The following is a 24058-nucleotide window of genomic DNA, read 5'->3' as shown; positions in this document are numbered from 1 at the left end:
TTGCCCCCTGTCTAGCCTGCGCAATGCGCCAAGCGGATACTGCACCAACTTGCGTCCCTCGCCAAAACCCGTTATCGCGCGCCAATCCCTTTCAAATTCGGAGCTAAACGATGTCTGCGCCCAAGAAAGTTGTTCTCGCTTATTCAGGTGGTCTCGATACATCCATCATCCTGAAATGGCTGCAGAGCGAATATGGCTGCGAGGTCGTGACCTTTACCGCCGATCTGGGTCAAGGCGAAGAACTGGAGCCCGCACGCAAAAAGGCCGAATTGCTGGGCGTGTCCGAAATTTTCATCGAAGATCTCCGCGAAGAATTCGTGCGCGATTTTGTTTTCCCGATGTTCCGCGCCAATGCGCTTTACGAGGGGCTTTATCTTCTTGGCACATCCATCGCGCGCCCGCTGATTTCCAAGCGTTTGGTTGAAATTGCCGAAGCCACTGGGGCCGATGCGATCTCGCATGGGGCAACGGGCAAGGGCAATGACCAAGTGCGTTTTGAATTGGCCGCCTACGCGCTTAACCCAGACATCAAAGTCATCGCACCGTGGCGGTTGTGGGATTTGACCAGCCGCACAAAATTGCTGGATTTTGCAGAAAAAAATCAAATTCCTATCGCCAAGGACAAACGCGGCGAAGCCCCATTTTCAGTGGATGCAAACCTGCTGCACACCTCTTCTGAAGGGAAAGTTCTCGAAGACCCCGCACAAGAAGCGCCCGACTACGTCTATCAGCGCAGCGTCCATCCTGAAGACGCGCCTGACACGCCCGAAATGGTGGAAATCACGTTTGAGCGCGGTGATGCAGTTGCAATCAATGGCACCGCAATGAGCCCTGCCACAATCCTGACCAAGCTTAATGAATTGGGCGGCAAGCACGGCATTGGCCGCCTTGATCTGGTTGAAAACCGCTTTGTTGGGATGAAATCGCGCGGCATTTATGAAACACCAGGCGGCACGATTTTGCTTGAGGCCCATCGCGGGATTGAGCAGATCACCTTGGATAGCGGCGCGGGCCATCTGAAAGATTCCATCATGCCGCGCTATGCGGAACTGATCTATAACGGCTTCTGGTTCAGCCCTGAGCGCGAAATGCTTCAAGCGCTGATCGACAAAAGTCAGGAGCATGTATCTGGCACTGTGCGCATCAAACTCTATAAGGGAGCGGCACGCACTGTGGCGCGTTGGTCTGATCACAGCCTATATTCCGAGGCCCATGTGACCTTCGAAGAGGATGCGGGCGCCTATGATCAAAAAGATGCGCAGGGCTTTATCCAGCTGAACGCGCTGCGCTTGAAACTGTTGGCCGCGCGCAATCGCCGCCTAAAAGGTTAATCGTTCCTGCGCTCTTGGGCCTGCATCCAAGCCCAAGAACTGGCGCACATCTCATCTAGCCCGCGCTTTGCTTCAAACCCAAGCAGATCGCGGGCTTTTTCTGTTTTGGCACAAGAAATTGGCACATCCCCCTCACGGCGCGCGACAATCTCATAGGGCAACTGGCGGTTCGTAGCGCGCTGATAGGCGGCGATCATTTCCAAGACCGAATACCCCCGCCCCGTCCCAAGATTGACCAAATGCCCGTGCCCCTGCCGCAACTGCGCCAAAGACAGAACATGGCCTTCGGCCAAATCTTCAACATGGATATAATCCCGAACGCCCGTGCCATCGGGCGTGTCATAATCATTTCCAAAAACCGAGATTTTTGCCAATGCGCCAGTGGCCACCTTGGCAATATAGGGCATCAGATTGTTTGGAATATCCGCAGGGTCTTCGCCAATCAGCGCCGAGCCATGCGCCCCAGCGGGGTTGAAATAACGCAAAACACCCACCGCCCATTCCGGATCAGCTGCGCACAGATCTTGCAACATTTCTTCGCAGATGATTTTGGTGCGCCCGTAAGGGTTCATCGCGCGGCGTGGCGCAGTTTCGGGCGTTGGGGTTTCATCAGGCTCACCATAAACTGTGGCGGATGACGAAAACACAAGGCGCTTACACCCTGCCCGCTCCATTGCGCCGAGGAGGTTCAAAAACCACCCACGTTATTATCAAAATACGCCAATGGCTTGGCAACGCTTTCGCCCACCGCTTTATGGGCAGCCAAATGAATCACCCCGCCAAATTCATGTGCCTGAAAGGCCTGATCAAGGCAGGCACTGTCGCGGATGTCCCCCTCAATAACGCTTGGGGCAGTGCCCATAATCTGCGCCAAACGCACAGGCACATCGCGGCGGGCGTTGTTAAAATTATCGAATATGACGGGGGTATAGCCCGCCTCATGCAAAGCGACCACGACATGCGAGCCAATATAGCCCGCCCCACCTGTTACCAGAATTTGCTCTGCCATGGATCACCCGTGCGGAAACTGCGGTATTGTCAATCCTGCTGTCAGAAAACACCCGCGCGGTCAAACCCCTGATCGCTATTTGGCTTTGGGCAAAGTGATCGCTTTGGCCTTTGGAACCAGCGCATTGATCTGGCGCAGATGCTGAGGCAGGCAGACTTTTTCAAAGTCATAGGACTTCACCACTTGGGCACGGGCGGCTTTGCTGTGTTTCTCACCGAGTTTGTAATCCGACAAAAGTTGGATCGCCTTTTCGGCGATCTCATCAGGGTTCAATAAATCCGCTAAAAGCCCCGTCTTGCCATCTTTAATCACCTCGCGCACGGGAGCCGTGCCAGAGGCCACAATAGGGGCCTGCATCGACATCGATTCAAGCAAAGACCAGGACAAAACAAAGGGCACCGTCAAATAGATGTGACAGCGCGAGAGCTGAATAATGGTGCGATAATCCGCATAAGGCACACGGCCTAAAAAGTGGACACGCGACCAATCAAGGTCTTTGCCCACTTCTTCCTCCATTTGCGCGCGATATCCCCCTTGGATATCCGATTTCTTGCCATATGAGGCCTCATTGCCACCAATGATCAACGCCCTTGCATTCGGCCGCGCCGCTAGGATTTTTGGCAAAGCGCGCATGAAGTGGTGGAAACCGCGCACAGGCTCCAAATTGCGCGCCATATAGGTGAAAACCTCATCCTCTCGCGTCAGTTTCTTCGCAAGCCGAGACAGCCCGATTGTGGCATCTGGATCAGCCATAAGCCTGTCCGTTCGGATGCCATCGTGGCAGGTGTAAAATTTAGAATGGAAGCTTTTGGGAAAGGTATCGTGCTGCCATTTCGTGGGCGTAACCGCTTGATCAACTGTTTCCAAATTGGCAAAGTTCATCGCGTTGCGCGCATGCATAATATAGGGCGTGTCTTTGGAAGACGGATATTCAGGATCAAAGCCAACGCTGCCGCCCTCATTGAGAAAGAAATATTCAAAATATCCAATGACAGGTCATGCGGGCCAAACCTGACGCACAAAGGTCAACTCACTCCAGCCGATATGTCCCAAGATGATGTCGGGTGTGAACCCTTCGGCCTTTATCGCCTGCATCGCAACGGCCGCGCCACAGCCATTTCCACAACATTCTTCCCAATATTTACTGAGGGCATAGGCGCCTTCAGAGGGTCTGTGATGGGTTGGATAGCTGACAATCTTGACCCCATCGCGCGGTGCAATGCCCTGTCTTTAGGTCAGAAACACAATTTCATGCCCACCTTGTGCAATCAACCAAGACAATATTTCTCGATACTGACCGGGATAATTTTGGTGAACCATCAAAATTTTCATATGCGCCTTACCCCGTTCGCAGCCTGAGGCGGTTTTTGCGCAAGCCACGCGCAATGAGAGCCAAATCAAAGTTATGACCCGCAAATGACCATCGAAATTTGCCCAGATTGTGGCAGCCGCATGGCGGCTTTGCGGCCCAAATCGTGGTTTGGGTCTTGCCCTTGGACGACCTATATGAAAGCAGACCGCGGTTGACGGGGCGCGGCCTTTGGCTGACCCTGACAAAAAAGGCGCGATAATTTTAGGCGAAGGACGAAAGAGAATGAGTGTTGGCGCGGATGCCGCTTGGGATGATGTGGTTTTACCATTTCAATTAGACGCTTCCGATATTCGGGGGCGCGTGGTGCGCCTTGATCAGACGCTGGATCAGATTCTTAGCCAACATGATTACCCGTCAGGTGTTGAGGCTATGGTTGCCGAGATGGTGCTTTTGACCGCCTTGATCGGACAGACCATAAAACTGCGTTGGAAATTGTCGCTACAATTACGCGGTGATGGCCCGCTGCGTTTGATCGCGACAGATTTTTATGCCCCTGAAAGCGAGGGGAAACCCGCCCGCATCCGTGCCTATGCGAGTTACGACAAAGACAAATTTGACAACAGCGCCGCACCCTTTCCACAGGCGGGCAAGGGCTATTTCGCACTTCTCTTGGATCAAGGCACGGGCAGCGCGCCCTATCAGGGCATCACACCTCTGACGGGCGATGCCTTGCGCAGTTGTGCCGAGGCTTATTTTGCACAATCCGAACAGTTACCGACACGGTTTATGTTGGGCTATGGTCGCTCCTCCACCCCAGGGCAGGAGGGAGAGAATTGGCGCGCAGGCGGCGTGATGCTTCAGCATATGCCCAAAGCAAGCCCGCATGTGACTGGCGAAGGCGGATCAGGGGAAGCGGGGCTTTTGGCCGCAACCGATCTTCTCAATGAGGATGAGGGCGAAAATTGGAACCGCGCCAATATCCTTCTTGATACTGTAGACACGTTTGAATTGATTGGCCCCTCTCTCAGCCAGACGGATCTCTTGCTGCGCTTGTTCCATGAGGAATCTCCACGCGTCTTTGATCCGCTACCAGTGCGGTTTGGCTGCACCTGTTCGGAGACGCGGGTGCGTCAAAGCCTGTCGATCTATTCGGCCAAAGATATCGCGCATATGACCACGGAAGACGGGCAGGTCTTGGCCGATTGCCAATTCTGCGGGGCGCATTATGAATTCGACCCCGAAACCCTTGGGTTCGAGGCGACAAAACCCGTGCCAGAGGCGTAAACGGCCAATGGCGGGGGCGGCGGGAAAGATCACTCTAGATCAGGTCATGGCGGCGCTTGAGCGGCCCGCCAAACCATCCTCCGATTATGATTTGAGCCCTGACATCAAATTACCTGCAGGACGCAAACTGCGCCCTGCCGCTGTGCTTTTCGGCATCGAAGCCTTTAGGGCCACGCCACAGGTTGTATTGACCAAACGCGCCTCGCATTTGGCCCATCACCCTGGACAAATCGCTTTTCCAGGCGGCAAGCAGGACGAAACTGATGCTAGCCTCGATCACACCGCCCTGCGCGAGGCGCATGAGGAAATCGGTTTGCCTGCGGCACAGGTCAATGTCCTGTCCCATCTGTTGCCACATGAAACAGTCACGGGCTATCTGATCACCCCTATCTTGGCTGAAATCACCGCGCCCTTTACAGCAATGCCAGAAGCGAACGAAGTAGACGAGGTGTTTCGCGTCCCACTTTCCTTCGTGATGGAGCCGCGGAATTTCCGTATCGAGGCCCGCCGCTGGCAGGGACAGTGGCGCAAATTCTATGCCGTGCCCTATGGCCCCTATTACATTTGGGGCGCGACCGCGCGGATATTGAAATCTCTTGCGGATCGGATCACATGAACCAATCCCCCATCATATCCGCAGATTGGCTTTCCAATAGCACCACGCAAGCGGCCTTGGCACTTTTGAGCGATGCGGGCCACCAAGCCTATGTTGTGGGGGGTGCGGTGCGCAATCACCTGATGGGTCACGCGGTGGGGGATATTGATATCGCCACAGATGCAACCCCACAGCAGGTGATCGAATTGGCGCAAGGGGCCTCTGTAAAATGCGTGGAAACGGGCGTTGAACATGGCACCGTAAACCTGATCCTATCAGGGGAAAGTTATGAAGTGACCAGCTTTCGCCGTGATGTCGAAGCCCATGGCCGCCGCGCGACCGTAGCCTTTGGCACAAGCCTGACCGAGGATGCCATGCGGCGGGATTTCACGATCAACGCACTCTATGTTGATGCAGGCGGCGCGATATCTGATCCCACGGGCCAAGGCTTGGACGATCTACGCAAGGGTCTTTTGCGTTTTATCGGGTCGGCGCATCACCGCATCCGTGAGGATTATCTTCGTATTTTACGCTTCTTCCGATTTCATGCGCATTATGCATCGCCAGATGCAGGGTTTGATCCCGACATACTCGCGGCCTGTGCGGCACTGGCAGACGGGCTAGACCAGTTGTCGCGCGAACGGATTGGGGCAGAGATGATCAAGCTTCTCCGCGCCCAAAACCCCGCACCCGCCTTGGCCGCGATGGAGCAAACGGGAATTTTACACCACTGCATCACAGGCGCAAATCTGCGCGCCTTAGGGCCAGTTTTGCATTTTGAGGCCGAGCGCGGCTTTGCACCTGATCACGCCCTTAGGCTTGCCGCGATTGGGGGTGAAGATCTGCAAACGGAACTCCGTCTGTCCAAATCTATGGCCCAAAATGTGGCAGTTTTGCGCGAAACAGCTACGGGCAACATAGCGGGCGGGGAATTGGGCTATCGCCATGGTGAGACAATGGCTCATGCGGCGCTGATGCTGCGCCATGCCTTCTTTGAAACCCCGCTTGATCTGTCGGAATGGGCAGCCGCAACATTGGGCGCACAGGCGGAGTTTCCAATTCGCGCAGCCGATCTCATGCCCAAATTGCAGGGGCCAGACTTAGGCAAAGCCCTTGCGGAGTTAGAAGCACGTTGGATTGCCTCAGGCTTTCGCCTGACCCGCAGTGATCTTTTGGCGCTTTAAGATTACCCCATGACGGCAGGCCCACACCATGCTAGGGCAGTGCCATGAGCGCGATCCCATCAAAAAGCGAAATCCTGCAATGGATTTCCGATCATCCACACGCCAGTTCAAAACGCGATATCGCGAAGGCTTTCGGTATCAAAGGGGCCGCGCGCATTGATCTGAAGCGCCTTCTCAAAGAGCTTGAAGAAGAAGGCCATCTGCGCCGCGCCAAGAAAACCTATGCCGACCCCGATAAATTACCACCCGTGGCCATCCTGACGGTTTTGGCCGAAGATAGCGCAGGGGATCAATTCTGCCGTCCGATGGAATGGCAGGGCGAGGGGGACGCGCCAAAAATTCTATATGTTCCCCGTGAGGCTGATCCTGCCTTGGGTGACGGCGACCGTATCCTTGCTCGTTTGCAAGAGGTTCATGGCAAAGATCACAGTTACCTCGCGCGCCTCATTCGGCGCATCGGCACCAATCCCCGCAAATTCATTGGTATTTTCCGCACGACCTCGGAAGGTGGGCGTATTTTGCCCGTCACCAAAGGCTCAGATAAAGAATGGCGCGTGGCCTCAGATGCCACCTTATCCGCAAAAGATGGCGAGTTGGTCGAGGCAGAGCTTGCAGGGCCAAAGTCCCGCATGGGCCTGCCGCAGGCGCGCATCGTGACACGGCTTGGCGATCCAAGCGCGCCGAAGGCGGTCAGCCTTATTGCAATCCATGAACATGGGCTGCGCGATAATTTCCCAGACGAGGTCATCGCAGAGGCTGACAAAGCCAAACCAGCGTCAAAATCAGGTCGCGAAGATTTAACCAATCTGCCTTTCGTGACCATCGACCCCTCAGACGCGCGCGACCATGATGATGCCTGCTATGCGCATGCAGACCCTGACCCGAAGAACAAAGGCGGTAATGTAATCTGGGTCGCGATTGCCGATGTCGCACATTATGTGCGCGCGGGCAGTGCGCTTGATCGCGAGGCAAAAAAGCGCGGCAATTCTGCCTATTTCCCGGATCGCGTTGTGCCGATGCTGCCTGACCGACTGTCGGGGGATCTTTGTTCTTTGCATGAGGGCGTTTTGCGCCCCTGTCTTGCCGTGCGCATGATCATTGATGCAACGGGTGAGAAAAAGGCGCAAAGCTTTCATCGCGGGCTTATGCGCTCGGTCGCATCTTTGTCCTACGAAGAGGCGCAGGCCGCCCAAGACGGCGCCCCAACCCCGCGTTGCGAGGCTTTGATGGAGCCTGTCATCGCGCCCCTCTTTGCGGCTTATGAGGCACTCAAAACGGCGCGGGCGCGCCGCCAACCACTTGACCTTGATCTTCCAGAGCGGCGTATCATTCTCTCCGAAGAAGGCGAGGTTGAAAGCGTGGCCTTCCGCGACAGGCTAGACGCGCATCGCCTGATTGAAGAATTCATGGTTTTGGCCAATGTCGCCGCAGCTGAAACTTTGATTGCGAAAAAATCGCCGCTGTTGTTCCGCGTTCACGAAGAACCCGATCCCGACAAGCTGGACGCTTTGCGCGAGACGGCCGCCACAGCGGGGCTTGTTTTGGCGAAAGGTCAGGTGTTGATGACCCGCCATCTCAATGCGCTTTTGGCGCAGGCCGAGGGCACGGATCACGATGAGCTGATCAATATCTCAACCTTGCGCTCAATGCAGCAGGCCTATTACCACCCCGAAAATTTCGGCCATTTTGGCCTTGCTCTGCGGGCTTATGCCCATTTCACATCCCCCATTCGCCGTTATGCCGATTTGATCGTGCATCGGGCGCTGATCTCGTCTCACGGATTTGGCAACGATGGCTTAAGCGCCGAAGATATCGAAACGCTGGACGCCACCGCCAAACAAATCTCGGAAGCTGAGCGCCGCGCGATGGTGGCCGAGCGAGACACGACCGACCGTTATCTGGCCGCCTATCTTAAGGATCGCGTGGGGGCGGAATTCACAGGTCGTATTTCAGGTGTGGCGCGGTTCGGCGCCTTCGTGAAACTGGACGAAACAGGCGCAGACGGCTTATTGCCCATGCGCAGCTTGGGCCGCGAGTTTTTCCATTTTGATGCAGACACCCAGACATTGATGGGTGCGGATACGGGTTTAACCTTAGGCATTGGGGATCGCGTCTTGGTGCGCCTGACGGAGGCCTTGCCCATCACAGGCGGCATCGGTCTTGAGCTACTAGAAATTCACGGCACGCAACACCGCCCCAACACGGGCGGCAAACGCGGCAAGCGCAGCTTTGGCGGGCGTAGATCGAGCCAAGCTGAAGCCAAAAAGCGCAAATTGCGCAAATTAAAAAAGCGAAAATCCTAATCTCGATTGCCCCTAGGCGGAATGCATTCTGCGCGCTAGGTTTGTCCATGAGCGGCAAAACCAAGCGCCAGCGGGCTGTTGCTGGTCTGTATCGGGGAAGAAAAATGCAGGTGAAGCAAAACGCCTTGCAATGGTGCGCGCCTATGGCCGCCATTTTCATATCGCTTGGCACAGAGGTAAGCTTGGCTCAGGGATTAGCGGTCAGCAGTTCACCCTTGCCTTACCCACGACCTGCCACGCTCAGCACCCAATCCAGCCCTGCACCCCGCGAAAGTTTTTCTCAATGGCGCGCAGATTTCGCATCCCGCGCCGTGGCACAAGGTATTTCGCCCGCAGTGGTAGATGCCGCCCTTGGCCGAATGACCCCGTTAGATGAGGTTGTGCGTCTTGATGGCAATCAATCCGAATTTGTGCGCCCCATTTGGGACTATCTCGACAGCGCCGTTTCCACGCAACGCATCGAAGGCGGGCGGGCCAATTATCAAAGGTGGCGCGAAGATTTGGCGCGGATCGAGTCTCAATTTGGCGTTCCTGGAGAGGTGGTTGTCGCCATTTGGGGGGTCGAGACATCCTATGGCAGTTTCCGTGGGAACACAGACACATTGCGCGCATTGGCCACGCTGGCATGGGAAGGGCGCAGGCGCGCCTATTTCGAAGCCGAACTTCTCGCTGCTTTGCAAATCCTAGAGATTGGGGCGGTCAGCCCCCGCGCCTTTGCAGGGTCATGGGCAGGGGCAATGGGGCATACGCAATTCATGCCAACCAGCTATCTGGCCTATGCGGTCGATTACACGGGAGATGGTCGCTCAGATATTTGGGGCGATGACCCGCGCGACGCCTTGGCCTCAGCCGCCAATTTCCTGAGCGAAGCAGGATGGCGGCGCGGGCAACCTTGGGCGTCAGAGGTGCGGTTGCCACAAGGATTTGACTATCGCCTTGCCAGCCGTGAGGAAAAACGCGGTGCCAGTTTTTGGCGCAACCGCGCAGTCACGCTCGCGGATGGCACGCCCCTGCCAGATCATTGGCCCTCTGCGCTGCTCCTCCCCGCTGGGGCGAATGGTGTGGCGCTTATGGTCTACGATAATTTTGGTGTCCTAGAGCGCTATAACCCCGCTGACAGCTATGTGATCGCGCTAGGTCATTTGTCAGATAGGATCGTGGGGCGTTCAAACGGATTTCGCGCCACATGGCCCCGCAATGACCGCGTCCTAACGCGGAGTGAGCGTGCAGAATTGCAAACACTACTCACCGCGGCAGGGTTTGATACAGGCGGGGTCGATGGGCGGATTGGCCCCAATAGCGTGGCAGCAATCCGCGCCTATCAAATTGCCAACGGCCTCCTACCTGATGGCTATGCCAGCCCCGATCTTTTACGCCGCCTGCAATAGGTGGGACTCGACTCTTTCTGGAGTGTGGACTAAATAAGAACAAAATGTGAACATTTGATGGATGATTTCGAATGTCCGCCCCCGCCCCCCAAATGGCCCGTACCAAAACGCGCCGCATTTTGTCGATCTATTTGCCGCATCTTGCTGCGGAGCAAATCTTGCGCCTACATCGCGGCACGAGCCTGCAACCACTTGCCGTGATTGCGGAAGCGGGCAATCGGCAAGTTCTCTCCTCGCTCTGCCCCAAAGCACAAGCCGCAGGGCTTTATCGTGGACAGGCGTTAAGCGCCGCTATGGCGCTATGTGCAAATCTGATCACCCGCAGTCAAAACCCTGCGCAAGAACAAGCCTTTCACAAGGCGCTGTGTCGATGGGCAGAGAAATTTTCGCCTTGGATCGCGGCGGAGGGGACAGATGGTCTGGTGATGGATATTTCTGGCTGCGCTCATCTTTTTAGTGGTGAAACCGCCATGGCCGAGACCATTTGCGCCGACCTCGCGGCATTGGGGCTAAGTGCGAAAATCGGGCTTGCCGATACGCGCGGGGCAGCTTGGGCCTTGGCCCGCTTTGGACATGGTCGTGGCAGAGCGCAACAAGCCCGTGGTGATGCCATCAGCCAAGAAGCGCGCGCTACGCGGGCACGCGCCGCTTTGCGCAGGCGTGACATGAGCCCAAAATTTGCGCCACTTGCCCGCCAAAGCAAAGAGGCGTCTATTCATATCGCACCCCCGTTAGAAACCCGCGCGGCAGTTTTGCCCTTGCCTATCGCCGCTTTGAGGCTTGGGGACGAAACGATAGACGGGTTGGCACGGCTTGGCCTGCATCAGATTCACCATCTGCTTGCGCAACCCCGCGCAGGTCTGGCACGGCGCTTTGGCCAATTTTTGCTCCAGCGCCTTGACCAAGCTTTGGGAAGTCTTGCCGAACCTGTCTCGCCCGCGCGCAGCACGCCCTATTTCGCGGTGCGCATGAGCTTTCCCGAACCCATTGGCACAAGTGATGATCTTCATGCAGCGATCCTGCGTTTAACCGAAGCGCTGTGTCAAAAGCTCGACAAAGCAGGGCGAGATCTGCGCAGCCTACGTCTTGATCTTGCCGAAATGACCGAAGCGCGCCGTCATATCACTTTGCGGCTTGCGCGCAGCCATACCGATGCGCGCACCGTTTACAGCCTGTTGAAATTACAGATGGAACAAGGCCTCAAAGATTTAGAACCTTCTACAGCCTTTGATATGATACGCCTTGAGGCGCTGCAAACCGAGGCGCGCAATGCCATCGCACATCAAGGCGGGGATAGTTCCGCGCGCGCCCATGCGGCGCGCAGCGCCTTGGACGATCTGATCACGCGCATTGGCACAAGGATTGGGCTAGAAGCAATCACCCGACCCCATCCGGCAGAAAGCCATCTGCCCGAAAAATCACAGAAGTCTCTTGCGGCCGCATGGTCAGACCCGTTTGGGAGCCTATGGCCACGCGCGCATCTTCCGCGCCCTTTAACCCTATTCAAGCCCGAATTTATTGATGCCCCCGACAGCCCAGAACCGCCATTTCGCTTTGCATGGCGGCGACAAAATTTCACTGTGAAATCCTATATCGGCCCTGAAAGAATCGCGCCAGAATGGTGGCTTGATGACCCCAATTGGCGCACTGGATTGCGGGATTATTGGTGCATTACCACCGAGCAAGGTGCCAGATTATGGCTTTTTTATGCCCATGGGGGCGCGATAACAGGCGGTTGGTTTGCCCAGGGTGACTTCACCTAAAAGGCGAAACTCAAATAATTTCAATGCATTGCTGATTTGCGAACAATCCGTTTCCAAGGATTGGATTTTTTTATTTTGTTAATAATGTCTAAAAATATAAGATTGTGGCCGATTTCACTGCGAACGAAACGCTACAAGTGCTGCTGACCAATGCAGATGGTTCTTCGGCTGATCTGACAGGGGCGAGTTTGCAATTGGTGGCAGACGGCGCGAACACCAATGTTCTTGTGTCCTTTGGTGGTGGGCCAGGCACATTGGTGGCGACCTTGCAAAACATTACGCCTACGCAAATTACCGCGGGATCAATTACCCTCACAAATTAAGGTACAATTCACTCCAACTGAAAAGGGCGCGATCTCTCGCGCCCTTCTTTATTGGCCTTTTCAGATTGCCGCTTTACGGCTTTCTTCAAGGTAAATCTCGCGCAAACGTGTCGCCACAGGGCCAGGTTTTCCTGTGCCAATAGGCGTTCCATCCAGTTCAACCACAGGCATCACGAAGGTTGAGGCCGAGGTGATAAATGCCTCATCTGCCGCTTGCGCCTCGGCGACTGTGAAGGGGCGTTCTTCTACCTTCATCTGTGCTTCACGCGCGAAACGCAGCACCGCTGCGCGGGTGATCCCATGCAAAATTTCAGTGCCAAGATTGCGGGTGATGATCGTGCCATCCTTGATGATATAAGCATTGTTTGACGTGCCTTCTGTCACAGCACCATCTTCCACCATCCACGCATCGTCACAGCCAGCCGCCTTTGCCATCATCTTGCCCATGGACGGGTAAAGGAGCTGCACAGTCTTAATATCGCGCCGCCCCCATCGCTGATCTTCAATAGAGATCACCTTCATCCCTGTCTTTGCCATTGGGCTTTGTGCCAAACCTGGTTTGGACTGGGTGAACAGCACCAAGGTTGGCTCTGTCTCGGGAGCAGGATAGGCAAAATCGCGATCATTGGGTGCGCCGCGAGTGATCTGTAGATAGATCATACCATCGACCAAGGCATTGCGCGTCACCAGTTCGCGATGAATTTCAAGCAAGCGGTCACTGTCGCATGGCGCGCGCATACCCAATTCGTTCAAGGAACGGGCAAGGCGTTTTGCGTGGCCTTCGAAGTCAATAAATTTGCCATCCAAGACGCTGGTCACCTCATAGACGCCATCGGCAAACAGAAACCCCCGATCAAACACCGAAACTTTGGCCTGATCCTCGGGCAGATATTCGCCATTCACATATACGATGCGCGTCATCTCAACTCATCCCCATAATTCTGGACGCGCAGGATGCACCCCGTCTGCGTCAAATGTCAAAGCGTGCTCACGGTCTTCTGCCAGAAGAAGCGGCCCGTCAAGATCGGTAATTGCCGCGCCTTGTGCCACGAGAAGCGCAGGGGCCATAGCAAGAGAACTGCCAACCATGCAGCCCACCATAATCCCATAGCCCTCCGCCACAGCCGCATCGCGCAACGCAAGCGCCTCTGTCAAACCGCCTGTTTTATCCAATTTGATGTTCACCATATCGTATTTGCCCACCAGATCAGGCAGGCTCGCACGATCATGGGCGGACTCATCGGCGCAAACTGGCAAGGGGCGGGCGATTTCAGCCAAAAGATCATCGGCACCCGCAGGAAGCGGCTGTTCCACCATCTCGACCCCGAGACGGATCAGATGCGGCGCAAGATCACTGTAGCTGTCCACAGTCCATCCCTCATTGGCATCCACGATGATCCGCGCGCGTGGCGCACCACGGCGCACCGCCTCAAGACGCGGCATGTCATCGGACGTGCCCAATTTAATCTTAAGCAGCGGGCGGGATTGGTGGCGCGCTGCCGCAGCCTCCATGCGCTCGGGCGTGTCAAGCGACAGGGTATAGGCTGTAATCTCAGCGCGCGGCGCGGTCGCAAGCCCCGCCAAATCCCAAACGGGCCGCCCCGTTGATTTTGCTTCCCAGTCCCATATCGCACAATCGACTGCGTTTCGCGCGGCCCCTGCGGGCAATGCGTCCTGCAAGCTTTTACGATCAATCCCTGCAGGCAGCCCCTCTATTTGCGCCACGACCGAGGCTATGCTCTCGCCATAGCGCGCATAGGGCACAGATTCGCCCCGCCCCGTGATCCCATCGCGGCTGATGTGGACTGTGACCACCTGCGCCTCACTACGCGAGCCGCGTGAAATCGTAAAAACCTCGGCCAAGCGAAAGGTTTCGGGCGTGGCCGTGATGGTAAAACTCATATCGCCTCCAATGCGTCACAAAGACGTGCAGCACCTTGGCGGAAAGGATCGACAGCAGGCAAGCCCATGCGCTTTTCAGCCTCTGCAAGATAGGCCAAGGCTTCATCCTCGCCAAATGCCGCTGTGTTGATTGAGATCCCCACCACTTGCGCCGCTGCATTAGACTGGCGTGCAAGTGTCAGGGCCAGATCACGCAGCGCCTCAAGGCTTGGCATTTCATAATCGGGCAGACCACGCATATGGGGGCGGGTTGGTTCATGGCACAAGATCAACGCATCGGGCTGACCCCCATGCACCAAAGCCATGGTCACACCAGAATAGGAAATGTGGAACAGGCTGCCCTGTCCCTCGATCATATCCCAATGATCTGGGTCATTATCAGGGGTTAACCATTCCACCGCCCCTGCAATGAAATCCGCAATGACCGCATCCAAGGGCACGCCTTCGCCTGTAATCAGAATACCTGTCTGGCCCGTGGCGCGGAAACTGGATTTCAACCCGCGCGCCTTCATCTCGGCATCCATGGCCAGCGCCGTATACATCTTCCCAACCGAGCAATCCGTGCCAACGGCAAGGCAACGCTTGCCGCTGCGTTTTACGCCATTAGCGATGGGATATTGCACATTTGGCACCCGCACATCATGCAGACTGCGCCCTGTCGCCTTGGCTACGGCGACCAAATCAGGCTCATCACGCAACAGATTGTGCAACCCAGAGGCCAGATCAAACCCTTCCTCTAGGGCCGCGATCAAAACCTTTTTCCATGCAGGCGAGATCACCCCGCCACGATTGGCAACGCCAATCACGAGGGTTTCCGCACCAGCGGCGCGCGCCTCGGCCAAAGTCATATCGGGCAAGCGCATATCGGCCTGACACCCTTCCATGCGGAATTGGCCTATTGCGTTCTCAGGACGCCAATCACGAATACCTTGCGCCACTTTGGCCGCCAAAGGGTCGGGCGCATCGCCCAAAAACAAAAGGCAAGGGGTCTTGATCATCTTGGCTCTCCGACAAAGAGGTGAAGCTTTGTCACAGGATAATCCAAGCCGTCAGAAATTCTTTCGCAAAATCACGCGACCTGCACGCAATTTTCGCACGAATTTCTTGAAAAATAGACCACAAGCGGCGGTTTATTGCGTTATTTCAGTCGAATCAGGTCAAGTATCCCGAAACCTGTGGCGTCACTTCTTCAAAATCCAAAGCGGCGCGATCAGAGGCGGCGGTGTTGCGCTTGAATTCATAGCGCATCAAATCACCATCTTGTTCTGAGGCGATAATTAACGCCTGACATTGGTGACGAGAGCCTTCGTAAACATCCACCAAACCGCGCAAATGCGGGGTGGTTTCCGCGTCAACCGCGAAACCTGAGGGCGTGAATTCTAGGATTGCATAAACATCATCCCCGATCTGAACCGAACGGGTCGCGCGGCGCTTGAGATCGCGCATCTTCGCGTGGCGCAGGCCATCTACGACATCTTTGGGCAAAAAATCGTTCATAACACACCTATCAACTCTCACTGTAACATGGATCGTGCTTGGTTTTGGTCAACATCGGGTTAACCAACCTGCAAATTCGTTGCCAATTTGCAACATGGGTTCTGTGCATATACGCAGAGTGCCTCTGCATGACCTAGGGTTGGACGAAAAGGCCACACGCATTAGGTCTGAGGCAACAGGAAACAGCGAGACGAGGCGGAACCAATGGGTCTTTTGATCGATGGCACATGGCAAGATGTTTGGTATGACACCAAAAAATCAGGCGGCGCATTCCAGCGCAGTGTGGCCTCGTTTCGCAACTGGGTGACCGAAGATGGCAGTGCAGGCCCCTCAGGTGAAGGCGGCTTCAAGACAGAATCGGGTCGCTATCACCTTTATGTTTCACATGCGTGCCCTTGGGCCAATCGCGCCATGATCTTCCGCGCCATCAAGGGTCTGACTGACCATATCAGCGTCAGCGTTGTGCACCCCGATATGCTCGGGGATGGGTGGACATTTTCCACAGATTTTGACGGCGCTACGGGGGATACACTCTACGGCCTGCCTTTCGCCCGTGATGTCTATCTCAAAGACACACCCGACATGACGGGCCGCGTTACAGTTCCAATCCTTTGGGACAAAGAGCGCGAGAAAATCGTCTCGAATGAGAGTTCGGAAATTATCCGAATGTTCAATTCGGCCTTTAACGGGATCACAGACGACACGCAGGATTTCTACCCCGAAGAACTGCGCCAAGAGATCGACCAAGTGAATGCGCGCATTTATGACGAGGTGAATAACGGCGTCTACAAATCAGGGTTCGCGACCTCACAGGCGGCCTATGATGATGCTGTGCATACGCTTTTTGAGGCGCTCGATTGGTTGGATGACGGCCTCAGTCGCAACCGCTATCTGATCGGCGCACGCATCACCGAGGCCGATTGGCGGCTGTTTACCACGTTGATCCGATTTGATCTGGTCTATCACCTGCATTTCAAGTGCAACCGCAAGCGGATCATCGATTACCCCAATCTTTGGGGCTACACGCGCGAGCTATATCAATGGGCGGGTGTGGCAGATACGGTGCATTTTGATCATATCGTGCGCCATTACCATTACAGCCACGATATGATTAATCCCGCACGCATCCTGCCGATTAACCCTGTGCTGGATTTCAACGCCCCACATGAGCGCGACCACCTCTAGGCGGGGCGGGACAAATCGCCTATCTAAGGCGGTATGACGACCAAAACCCAACATAGCCGTGACCATGGGGGCGGCATTGATGCCGCGGCTGCCCAATATGGTGGGGCGCGCGCAGATTGGCTTGATCTTTCAACAGGGATCAACCCCTGCCCCTATCCAATCGGTGACCTGCCTGCCGATGCATGGCGCGCCCTGCCCGATCAAGGGGCTGAGGCCGCGCTGATTGCCGCCGCGCGCGCATTTTGGTCGGTTCCCGCATATCTTGATATTCTGCCAACACATGGCGCCTCTGCAGCAGTTGCGCGATTGCCCACGATTTTTCGGGATCTGGACAAATCCGTGCAGATCACCATGCCCACCTATAATGAATGGGCGGCCAGTTTCGAGGGTGCAGGTTGGACGATATCCCAAGGCAGCGCCGCGCTTGAGATCTATGTCCACCCCAACAACCCCGATGGTCGCCTCGCGCCTGCACCAGTCAGTAACAAAATCCGCATCTATGATGAAAGTTTCTGCGATGTGATGCCTGAGGCAAGCCACCTGCCCAAAATCGCAGAAAACAGTCGCGATATTGTGCTTAAAAGCTTTGGGAAATTCTGGGGCCTTGCAGGTCTGCGCCTTGGCTTTGTCATCGCCGCCCCCGACACGATTGCCCGTTTGCGGGCGCTCATGGGCCCATGGTCTGTTTCAGGCCCCGCCCTTGTGATCGGGGCGCGGGCCTTGCGTGATCCCGCATGGGCCGAAGATACCCGCCGCAGATTGGCGCAAGATGCGGCGCGGCTTGATGCGCTGATGGCGGCGGCAGGTGCAAATGATCCGTGCGGCACAAGCCTGTTTCGACTGTTCCATGTTGGCAACGCTGCGGCCCTGCAATCCAAGCTTGCGCAGCATCACATCTGGACACGCATCTTTTCCTATTCCACCTCTATGATCAGACTGGGCTTACCCCATGCACCCGAAGACTGGACAAGGTTGGAAAAGGCATTGGCATGATCACGGAAACCGCTGCCCTCTTGGTTCTGGCGCTTGGCCTTGATGCCCTATTTGGCGAACCGCGCATGCTGTGGCAGCGCATCCCCCATCCTGCCGTGGTGATGGGGCGGATCATTGCTTGGGCAGATCGCCGCTACAACACCGAAAACGCGGCTGCACGCAGCGCAGGCGTGACGGTTATGGCGCTTCTGTCCCTTGGCGCTTTGGGGCTTGGGGCCACAATCGCGCTCTTGCCCTATGGAGAGGTGATCTCAATCCTGCTTGCAGCCATCCTTATCGCACAGCGCAGCCTCATATCCCACGTCTTGGCCGTGCGCGATGCTTTGGGCCTATCGCTGCCCGAAGCCCGCCGCGCGCTCAGCGATATCGTAGGGCGGGACACGGCTGAATTGGGTGAAAGCGAAATCAGCCGTGCCGCGATTGAATCTGCGGCTGAAAATTTTTCAGACGGGGTGATTGCACCTGCCTTTTGGTTTCTTATCCTCGGGCTACCTGGCGTGTTGCTCTACAAACTCGTGAACACAGCCGACAGCATGATTGGCCACCGCACCCCGCGACATGAGGAATTTGGGTTTGCTGCCGCCAAGTTTGACGACATCCTCAACTACATCCCTGCCCGTCTCAGCGGGGCACTGATTGCCGCTGTTTGCGGCAAACCTGCGGCTGGGGCGGTGATGCGCGAGGACGCCTCAAAGCACCCAAGCCCCAATGCAGGATGGCCCGAAGCCGCAATGGCAGGCGCGCTTGATATCACATTGGCAGGCCCGCGCAGTTATCATGGGCATCTCAGCGATCACCCAAGCCTGAACGCCGCAGGACGGGCAGAGGCCACACGCAGCGATATTTCGAACGCGGTTACGATCCTTTGGAAATCATGGGCCGCATTTGTGTTTGCTGTCTTACTTCTGGCGGTCTTGGCCACCTAGGCGACCAAGGCCTCAGCCTTTTTCAGATCAACACTGACCAATTGGCTGACACCTTGCTCGGCCATTGTGACGCCGAACAAGCGATCCATCCGCGCCATCGTCACAGCATGGTGCGTGATGATCAAGAAGCGCGTTTTGGTGCGGCGGGTCATCTCGTCCAACATATCGCAGAAACGGGTCACGTTGGCATCGTCCAAAGGCGCATCCACCTCGTCCAACACACAGATTGGCGCAGGATTGGCCAAGAATACCGCGAAGATAAGCGCAAGCGCGGTAAGGGTTTGTTCCCCCCCCGACAACAGTGACAAGGTCGAGAGTTTCTTGCCCGGCGGTTGGCACAGGATCTCAAGCCCCGCTTCCAGAGGGTCATCGCTTTCGACCAAAACAAGCCGCGCTTCACCACCGTCAAAGAGGTGACTAAACAACTGTCCGAAATTGCGATTGACCTCATCAAAGGCTGTCAAAAGACGCTCGCGCCCTTCTTTGTTCAAGGCCGCAATCCCCGAACGCAGCTTTGAAATGGCAGCCTCAAGATCCTGCTTTTCTGACAGCAACGTGTCATGCTCGGTTTGGACTTCGCGCGCATCCTCCTCAGCCCGCAGGTTAACCGCACCAAGCGCATCGCGCTGACGGCGCAGGCGCATAACATCGCCTTCAAGCTTTTCAGCCGAGGCCATATCGGTCGGGTCTGTCTCTAATTGCTCTAACAACGCGTCAGGGGTGACTTCCATCTCCTCATAGATGCGCTCTGCTGCATGGGCAACGGATCCTGCCGCACCATCGCGCCGCGCTTCGGCAGCCGCACGGGCTTCGCGGGCATCCGAGGCGCTGCGTTCGGCATCACGCTCGGCAGATGTCGCGGTGCGCGCAATACCTTCTGCAACGCCCAACGCATCTGCGGCAGCCGCCTTGCGTGCCTCAGCATCTTTGATCTTTTGCGCCAATTCTGCGCGCTGGCCCGCAAGATGGTCGGGTTTGTTCTTCGCATCTTGCAATTGAGCCTCGGCCTCAATGCGGCGGGTGTTCAACTCTGCCATGCGGGACTTGGCGGTATCAAGACGCTTTTGCCACCCATCTACTTCGCTTGCAATTTGGTCAATGCGGCGTTCCCGCGCTTCGCCTTCTCGTTTGATCTCGTCATGCGCCGTGCGTTTGGCCAACATCGTCAAGCGCGCAGCCTCGACTGTCGATTTCGCGCTTTCAACCCGCGCGCGCATTGTCGTGAGGTCTTCAAGGGCTTTTTGCCCCACCTCAGCTTCAACCAATTGCCGCTCGGCACTTGCGGCTTCCTCGCCATGGCGGCTGACGGCTTGGTTCAATGTCTCAAGACGACCCGCCAAAATATTGCGCTCTGCTTCGGCGCGCGACAAGAGGCGGCTGGCTTCGGCCATCGCGCTATCGGCGTCACGGCGCGATTGGCGGGCAGTTTTATCTGCCTCGCTTGCAGCAGTGAGGCGTGCTGAAATTTCGTCATGACGGCTGCGGGCGGCATCGGCGGCATCCTTGGCCGCAGTCAATTCCTGGTCTAACCTTTCCAGTTGATTGACCTGCTGCAAGCGCCGTGCAGCCGCGCTTGAGCTGTCCTCAGATGCAAGGCTATAGCCGTCCCACCGCCAGAGATCACCCTCACGGCTGACCAAGCGCTGACCTGGCAAAAGATCCTTTTGCAACCGCGCCCCATCTGCCGCATCGACAATACCGACCTGCGACAAACGCCGCGCCAATACGCGCGGCGCGCGGGTGACATCGGCCAAACAAATCGCTCCTTGGGGCAAGGGTTGGGGATTGGCATATTGATCCAGACCAAGCCACCCCGTCAGCCGTGTTGCCAGACCATCTGCGCGGATCGGGGCCTTGAGGTCATCGGCCAAGGCCGCCCCAACGGCGGCCTCAAAACCCACATCCACCTTCACATGATCCAGCAATTGCTCCGCCGCGCCCTGCTCACGCTCAAGCAGGCGGCGCAATGCGCGCACTTCGGACTCAAGCGTGCTGAGCGTGCCATTGGCCTCAGCCAAAGCCGCGCGGGCCTCGCCCTCTTCGCTTTGTGCGGTGGCGCGATCTGCTTCGGCCTGTGCCAATGCAGCCTCAGCTTGGTTTGCTTGCTCTGTCGCACTGGCCAAAGCGGTTTGTGCTGTGTCTACATCGTGGTTCACCTCGGCCAAGCGCGCTTCGGCTTCCGCCGCCGCAAGCCGTGCCTTTTCCGCCTCGGCGCGGTTCCGCTCAAGGGCCGCGCGGGCGTCAGAAACAATGCGCTCTGCGGATTGATGGCGCGCTGCAAGACGCGCCGCGTCTTCTGTCAGCTGACTGAGGCCCGTTTCACAATCGGCCAAAACCTCAGCGGCATCAGCGGCCGCAAGTGACGCTGCCTTCAGCGCCTCATCATGGCCTTTACGCGCCTCAAAGAGGGCTTCGCGCTCCTCCATCAGCTTGGCCACTGTTTCGCTTGCATCCGTGTTAAGGCTGTCCTCGCGACCAATGTCACGGGTCAGTTGTTCAATCCGTGCTTCCAAACCTTCAATCGCTTGACGAACACGGAAATCTTCGGCTTGCAGCGTTTCGCGCTCTACAGTCAGCCGCTGCAAAATTGCGGCGGCAATTGCCTCCTCCTCCCGTTTGGGGGGAAGGGCGGCTTCGGCCTCCTCACGCGCTTGGGCGGCCTTGACCGCGGCCGCCTCAGCCCGCGCCGCAGATTGCACGGCCAAGCGCAAGGTTTCCTCAGCGCGTGCGCGGGCCTGATCTGCCTCTCGCCACCGCAAATATAACAGCATCCCTTCGGCTTGGCGCAGCTCTGTCCCGATCTCGCGATACCGCGCGGCTTGGCGTGCCTGCCGAGCAAGCGAGGATAATTGCCCCGCCAGTTGTTCAATCACATCATCAACACGGGTGAGATTGGTTTCTGCACCCTTCAGCTTTAGCTCGGCCTCATGACGGCGCTGATAGAGGCCCGAGATACCCGCAGCCTCTTCAAGAACCCGCCGTCTTGCGCGTGGTTTTGCGTTGATCAGCTCCGAAATCTGACCCTGCCGCACCAAGGCGGGGCTATGCGCGCCTGTTGAGGCATCCGCAAACAGCATCTGCACATCGCGCGCACGCGTGTCTTTGCCATTGGCCTTGTAGGCGGATCCTGCATCGCGGGTAATACGGCGCACGACTTCAAGGGTGTCATCCTCGTTAAACCCTGCGGGTGCGAGACGGTCTTGATTGTCGATGCTAAGGGATACTTCTGCGAAGTTACGCGCAGGCCGCGTGGCCGCCCCCGCGAAAATCACATCTTCCATACCGCCGCCGCGCATCGCCGAGGCGCGGTTCTCGCCCATGACCCACCGCAACGCTTCCAGAAGATTAGACTTGCCACAGCCATTGGGGCCAACCACGCCCGTAAGACCGTCCGAAATCACCAATTCGGTCGGGTCAACAAAGCTTTTAAAGCCGTTCAAGCGTAATCTGGAAAACCGCACAGGCAGACCCTTCGGTGATTCTTATTCAGTGTTACTGTCTCGCCGCTGCCATCGCAGAGTCAATCACGAACCCCACGATGTGGATAAGTTTAACCAGTTTTCCACAAGATATAGTCAAATTTAGCCAATTTTCTGCCCTGCGACATTTTATCAATTTCTAAACTAAACCGACTAGTTCAGAAATCAGTTGACAAAGTTCATCAAAGGGGACTAGCAATGTCACTCGCTCAAAATCGATATTCACCGCTCTACTTCCTTGCTTCGCTAGGTGCGGGGGGATTGGCCGTTACGTTTTTTATGTGGCTGATGTTTTGGGTGCCGCATCCTGACCAACCCGTTCCGATCTTCGAAAACAACTTTGCGGTCTTGACGACAGGGTCAATTTTGAAGCAGGCTATGGTCTTGGGCGCCATGGCGGGGATCGCAGTTTTTGGGTTCTTGAACATCAAGCTGTTGATCTGGAACCTTGGGCGCTTATCTACGTTCCGCGCAGCGGCGTCTTATTCAGATTTTGCCGCTTTAAACGCAGGGAGCCAAGTTTTGGCGCTGCCTCTTGCCTTGGCGATGACGGCTAATGTTGGCTTTCTGCTGGGTCTTACCTTTGTCCCAGGGCTATGGAGCATTGTGGAATATCTATTCCCCGCAGCCATGGCCGCCTTCTTGATGATCGGCATTCTGGCATTCCGCATGATCGCTGATTTCCTCAAGGCGCGCTTTGCCAATGGCGGTTTAAAATGTCCCGCGAACAACTCCTTTGCCCAAGTTCTGCCCGCATTTGCGCTGTCTATGATCGGTGTTGGCCTTGCTGCCCCCGCCGCAATGTCGAACCTACAACTGACGGCAGGGGTCTCGATTATTCTGGGAACCTTCTTCATCACGGCGGCGCTGTTGATCGCTTTTGTCGCCGCGATACTGGGTCTCCGCTCAATCATGGAGAACGGCCTGAATGTTGAGGCCACCCCCACGCTGATGGTCATCATTCCGCTGATCACTGTTGTTTCGATTGCGATGATGCGGATCTCGCATGGCCTGCACGTTCATTTCGACATCCATGGCGGTGCGGGTGAAACATTTACCTTCCTGACACGCATGCAGTCGATTGAAGTTCTGATCGCACTCTTTGGCATCATGGCCTTGACCAGCGTGGGCTATCTCGGCCGCTTCATTAATGGCACCGAAGCCGCTGCAGGCTCATACGCCCTTGTTTGCCCTGGCGTTGCAATATCTGTCTTGGGTCATTTTTGGATCAACAAAGGTCTGGTCGCCACAGGCATGATTGCAAAATTTGGCGCAGCCTAGTGGGTGGTCAGCGCATTGGCCCTTGGCCTGCAATTCGCAATGATCGCCTTGGTTCTGATCCTTGCGCGCAAACATTTCGCGAAGAACAGCGCCGCAGCACTTGCGCCCGCTGAATAAACCACACCCCACGAGGTTACGGGCTGCGATGCACATCGCGGCCCGTTTCATTTGTATAAATCCCATATTATCCTTTGCATTGAGATCATCCCCAAGCAGTGGTATCCTTGGAGTATTCGTCAGCGCCAGATGGTTGCCCATCTTAGACTGACGCCATGAAACGGAGGGCCTTCGTCCTGACTGGAC

At 56.3% G+C, this 24058-nt stretch carries 20 protein-coding genes and 1 pseudogene; 12 read left to right on the top strand and 9 right to left on the bottom strand.

The window, feature by feature from the left end; translation table 11 throughout:
• Positions 1–110 precede the first annotated feature (110 nt).
• Positions 111–1331 (top strand): argininosuccinate synthase, encoded by a 1221-nt coding sequence (locus AAC636_RS01865; RefSeq protein WP_340300199.1) that lies wholly within the window; start codon positions 111–113, stop codon positions 1329–1331.
• Here the strand turns inward: AAC636_RS01865 and galE are convergent.
• The 4 genes and pseudogenes from galE to AAC636_RS12485 form a co-directional block, all read right to left on the bottom strand.
• Positions 1328–1978, bottom strand: a complete 651-nt coding sequence (gene galE / locus AAC636_RS01860) for a UDP-glucose 4-epimerase GalE (protein WP_340300198.1) — start codon at positions 1976–1978, stop codon at positions 1328–1330. The genes AAC636_RS01865 and galE overlap by 4 nt on opposite strands.
• 41 nt (positions 1979–2019) lie before the next feature.
• Positions 2020–2340: a GDP-mannose 4,6-dehydratase gene (locus AAC636_RS01855; protein WP_340300197.1), complete on the bottom strand. Its 321-nt coding sequence runs from the start codon at positions 2338–2340 to the stop codon at positions 2020–2022.
• Positions 2341–2415: 75 nt separating this feature from the next.
• The gene (locus AAC636_RS01850; protein WP_340301066.1) at positions 2416–3093 is read right to left on the bottom strand and encodes a glycosyltransferase; all 678 of its coding nucleotides are present in this window, start codon (positions 3091–3093) and stop codon (positions 2416–2418) included.
• Between the two features lie 63 nt (positions 3094–3156).
• Positions 3157–3330, bottom strand: a pseudogene (locus AAC636_RS12485) (glycosyltransferase family 4 protein); the annotation flags it as partial.
• Between the two features lie 604 nt (positions 3331–3934).
• On the opposite strand from AAC636_RS12485, the gene hslO reads away from it, so the two are divergent.
• The 7 genes from hslO (at position 3935) to AAC636_RS01810 (ending at position 12492) form a co-directional block, all read left to right on the top strand.
• Complete coding sequence (gene hslO / locus AAC636_RS01840; RefSeq protein WP_340300196.1) at positions 3935–4936, top strand: Hsp33 family molecular chaperone HslO; 1002 nt, start codon at positions 3935–3937, stop codon at positions 4934–4936.
• Positions 4937–4943: 7 nt separating this feature from the next.
• The gene (locus AAC636_RS01835) at positions 4944–5552 is read left to right on the top strand and encodes a CoA pyrophosphatase (RefSeq protein WP_340300195.1); all 609 of its coding nucleotides are present in this window, start codon (positions 4944–4946) and stop codon (positions 5550–5552) included.
• Positions 5549–6715, top strand: coding sequence for a CCA tRNA nucleotidyltransferase (locus AAC636_RS01830; RefSeq protein WP_340300194.1), 1167 nt, complete (start codon positions 5549–5551; stop codon positions 6713–6715). Before AAC636_RS01835 ends, AAC636_RS01830 begins: the two co-directional genes overlap by 4 nt.
• Positions 6716–6759: 44 nt before the next feature.
• A complete protein-coding gene (rnr, locus tag AAC636_RS01825) occupies positions 6760–9018 on the top strand; it encodes a ribonuclease R (RefSeq protein ID WP_340300193.1) in 2259 nt (752 codons plus the stop codon).
• A gap of 47 nt (positions 9019–9065) precedes the next feature.
• Entirely contained in the window at positions 9066–10406 is a 1341-nt protein-coding gene (locus AAC636_RS01820) for a lytic murein transglycosylase (RefSeq protein WP_340300192.1), read from the top strand.
• Between the two features lie 71 nt (positions 10407–10477).
• The gene (locus tag AAC636_RS01815; protein WP_340300191.1) at positions 10478–12169 is read left to right on the top strand and encodes a Y-family DNA polymerase; all 1692 of its coding nucleotides are present in this window, start codon (positions 10478–10480) and stop codon (positions 12167–12169) included.
• 104 nt (positions 12170–12273) lie between these two features.
• A complete protein-coding gene (locus tag AAC636_RS01810; protein ID WP_340253096.1) occupies positions 12274–12492 on the top strand; it encodes a hypothetical protein in 219 nt (72 codons plus the stop codon).
• 60 nt (positions 12493–12552) lie between these two features.
• Here AAC636_RS01810 and AAC636_RS01805 read toward each other — a convergent pair whose 3' ends face one another.
• The 4 genes from AAC636_RS01805 to AAC636_RS01790 all read right to left on the bottom strand — a co-directional run bounded on the left by AAC636_RS01805 (position 12553) and on the right by AAC636_RS01790 (position 15891).
• Positions 12553–13413 carry a D-amino-acid transaminase gene (locus AAC636_RS01805; protein WP_340300190.1) on the bottom strand — a complete coding sequence of 287 codons (861 nt, stop codon included), beginning with the start codon at positions 13411–13413 and terminating at the stop codon, positions 12553–12555.
• A gap of 6 nt (positions 13414–13419) precedes the next feature.
• The gene (gene dgcA / locus AAC636_RS01800) at positions 13420–14394 is read right to left on the bottom strand and encodes an N-acetyl-D-Glu racemase DgcA (protein ID WP_340300189.1); all 975 of its coding nucleotides are present in this window, start codon (positions 14392–14394) and stop codon (positions 13420–13422) included.
• Positions 14391–15392: an N-acetyltransferase DgcN gene (dgcN, locus tag AAC636_RS01795; protein WP_340300188.1), complete on the bottom strand. Its 1002-nt coding sequence runs from the start codon at positions 15390–15392 to the stop codon at positions 14391–14393. Before dgcN ends, dgcA begins: the two co-directional genes overlap by 4 nt.
• 154 nt (positions 15393–15546) lie before the next feature.
• A complete protein-coding gene (locus AAC636_RS01790; RefSeq protein ID WP_317656878.1) occupies positions 15547–15891 on the bottom strand; it encodes a hypothetical protein in 345 nt (114 codons plus the stop codon).
• 204 nt (positions 15892–16095) lie between these two features.
• Here AAC636_RS01790 and AAC636_RS01785 point away from each other — a divergent pair, with 204 nt between their 5' ends.
• From AAC636_RS01785 to cbiB, 3 genes are read left to right on the top strand one after another with little or no spacing between them, the layout of a single operon-like run.
• Entirely contained in the window at positions 16096–17076 is a 981-nt protein-coding gene (locus tag AAC636_RS01785; RefSeq protein WP_340300187.1) for a glutathione S-transferase family protein, read from the top strand.
• 33 nt (positions 17077–17109) lie between these two features.
• Entirely contained in the window at positions 17110–18069 is a 960-nt protein-coding gene (locus tag AAC636_RS01780) for a threonine-phosphate decarboxylase (RefSeq protein WP_340300186.1), read from the top strand.
• Entirely contained in the window at positions 18066–18995 is a 930-nt protein-coding gene (cbiB, locus tag AAC636_RS01775) for an adenosylcobinamide-phosphate synthase CbiB (protein ID WP_340300185.1), read from the top strand. The genes AAC636_RS01780 and cbiB overlap by 4 nt, the downstream gene beginning before the upstream one ends.
• Here cbiB and smc read toward each other — a convergent pair.
• Entirely contained in the window at positions 18992–22456 is a 3465-nt protein-coding gene (gene smc / locus AAC636_RS01770) for a chromosome segregation protein SMC (RefSeq protein WP_340300184.1), read from the bottom strand. The genes cbiB and smc overlap by 4 nt on opposite strands.
• A gap of 216 nt (positions 22457–22672) precedes the next feature.
• Here smc and AAC636_RS01765 point away from each other — a divergent pair, with 216 nt between their 5' ends.
• Positions 22673–23755, top strand: coding sequence for a TsoY family (seleno)protein (locus tag AAC636_RS01765; protein WP_340300183.1), 1083 nt, complete (start codon positions 22673–22675; stop codon positions 23753–23755).
• The last annotated feature ends 303 nt before the right edge of the window (positions 23756–24058 follow it).

This window comes from Roseobacter sp. HKCCD5988, assembly GCF_037830355.1.
GTDB lineage: Bacteria > Pseudomonadota > Alphaproteobacteria > Rhodobacterales > Rhodobacteraceae > M30B80.
Note: the sequence above shows the minus strand (reverse complement) of the source record. Positions and strands in the feature narration are given on the sequence as shown.

What these genes read in the sequence shown, in the direction of transcription:
- dgcA (WP_340300189.1), bottom strand. Translation starts at nt 14,394, where the DNA reads ATGAGTTTTACCATCACGGCCACGCCCGAAACCTTTCGCTTGGCCGAG.
- AAC636_RS01835 (WP_340300195.1), top strand. Translation starts at nt 4,944, where the DNA reads ATGGCGGGGGCGGCGGGAAAGATCACTCTAGATCAGGTCATGGCGGCG.
- AAC636_RS01785 (WP_340300187.1), top strand. Translation starts at nt 16,096, where the DNA reads ATGGGTCTTTTGATCGATGGCACATGGCAAGATGTTTGGTATGACACC.
- AAC636_RS01780 (WP_340300186.1), top strand. Translation starts at nt 17,110, where the DNA reads ATGACGACCAAAACCCAACATAGCCGTGACCATGGGGGCGGCATTGAT.
- AAC636_RS01850 (WP_340301066.1), bottom strand. Translation starts at nt 3,093, where the DNA reads ATGGCTGATCCAGATGCCACAATCGGGCTGTCTCGGCTTGCGAAGAAA.
- AAC636_RS01765 (WP_340300183.1), top strand. Translation starts at nt 22,673, where the DNA reads ATGTCACTCGCTCAAAATCGATATTCACCGCTCTACTTCCTTGCTTCG.
- cbiB (WP_340300185.1), top strand. Translation starts at nt 18,066, where the DNA reads ATGATCACGGAAACCGCTGCCCTCTTGGTTCTGGCGCTTGGCCTTGAT.
- dgcN (WP_340300188.1), bottom strand. Translation starts at nt 15,392, where the DNA reads ATGATCAAGACCCCTTGCCTTTTGTTTTTGGGCGATGCGCCCGACCCT.
- AAC636_RS01830 (WP_340300194.1), top strand. Translation starts at nt 5,549, where the DNA reads ATGAACCAATCCCCCATCATATCCGCAGATTGGCTTTCCAATAGCACC.
- hslO (WP_340300196.1), top strand. Translation starts at nt 3,935, where the DNA reads ATGAGTGTTGGCGCGGATGCCGCTTGGGATGATGTGGTTTTACCATTT.
- AAC636_RS01865 (WP_340300199.1), top strand. Translation starts at nt 111, where the DNA reads ATGTCTGCGCCCAAGAAAGTTGTTCTCGCTTATTCAGGTGGTCTCGAT.
- AAC636_RS01805 (WP_340300190.1), bottom strand. Translation starts at nt 13,413, where the DNA reads ATGACGCGCATCGTATATGTGAATGGCGAATATCTGCCCGAGGATCAG.
- AAC636_RS01815 (WP_340300191.1), top strand. Translation starts at nt 10,478, where the DNA reads ATGTCCGCCCCCGCCCCCCAAATGGCCCGTACCAAAACGCGCCGCATT.
- rnr (WP_340300193.1), top strand. Translation starts at nt 6,760, where the DNA reads ATGAGCGCGATCCCATCAAAAAGCGAAATCCTGCAATGGATTTCCGAT.
- AAC636_RS01790 (WP_317656878.1), bottom strand. Translation starts at nt 15,891, where the DNA reads ATGAACGATTTTTTGCCCAAAGATGTCGTAGATGGCCTGCGCCACGCG.
- AAC636_RS01820 (WP_340300192.1), top strand. Translation starts at nt 9,066, where the DNA reads ATGAGCGGCAAAACCAAGCGCCAGCGGGCTGTTGCTGGTCTGTATCGG.
- AAC636_RS01855 (WP_340300197.1), bottom strand. Translation starts at nt 2,340, where the DNA reads ATGGCAGAGCAAATTCTGGTAACAGGTGGGGCGGGCTATATTGGCTCG.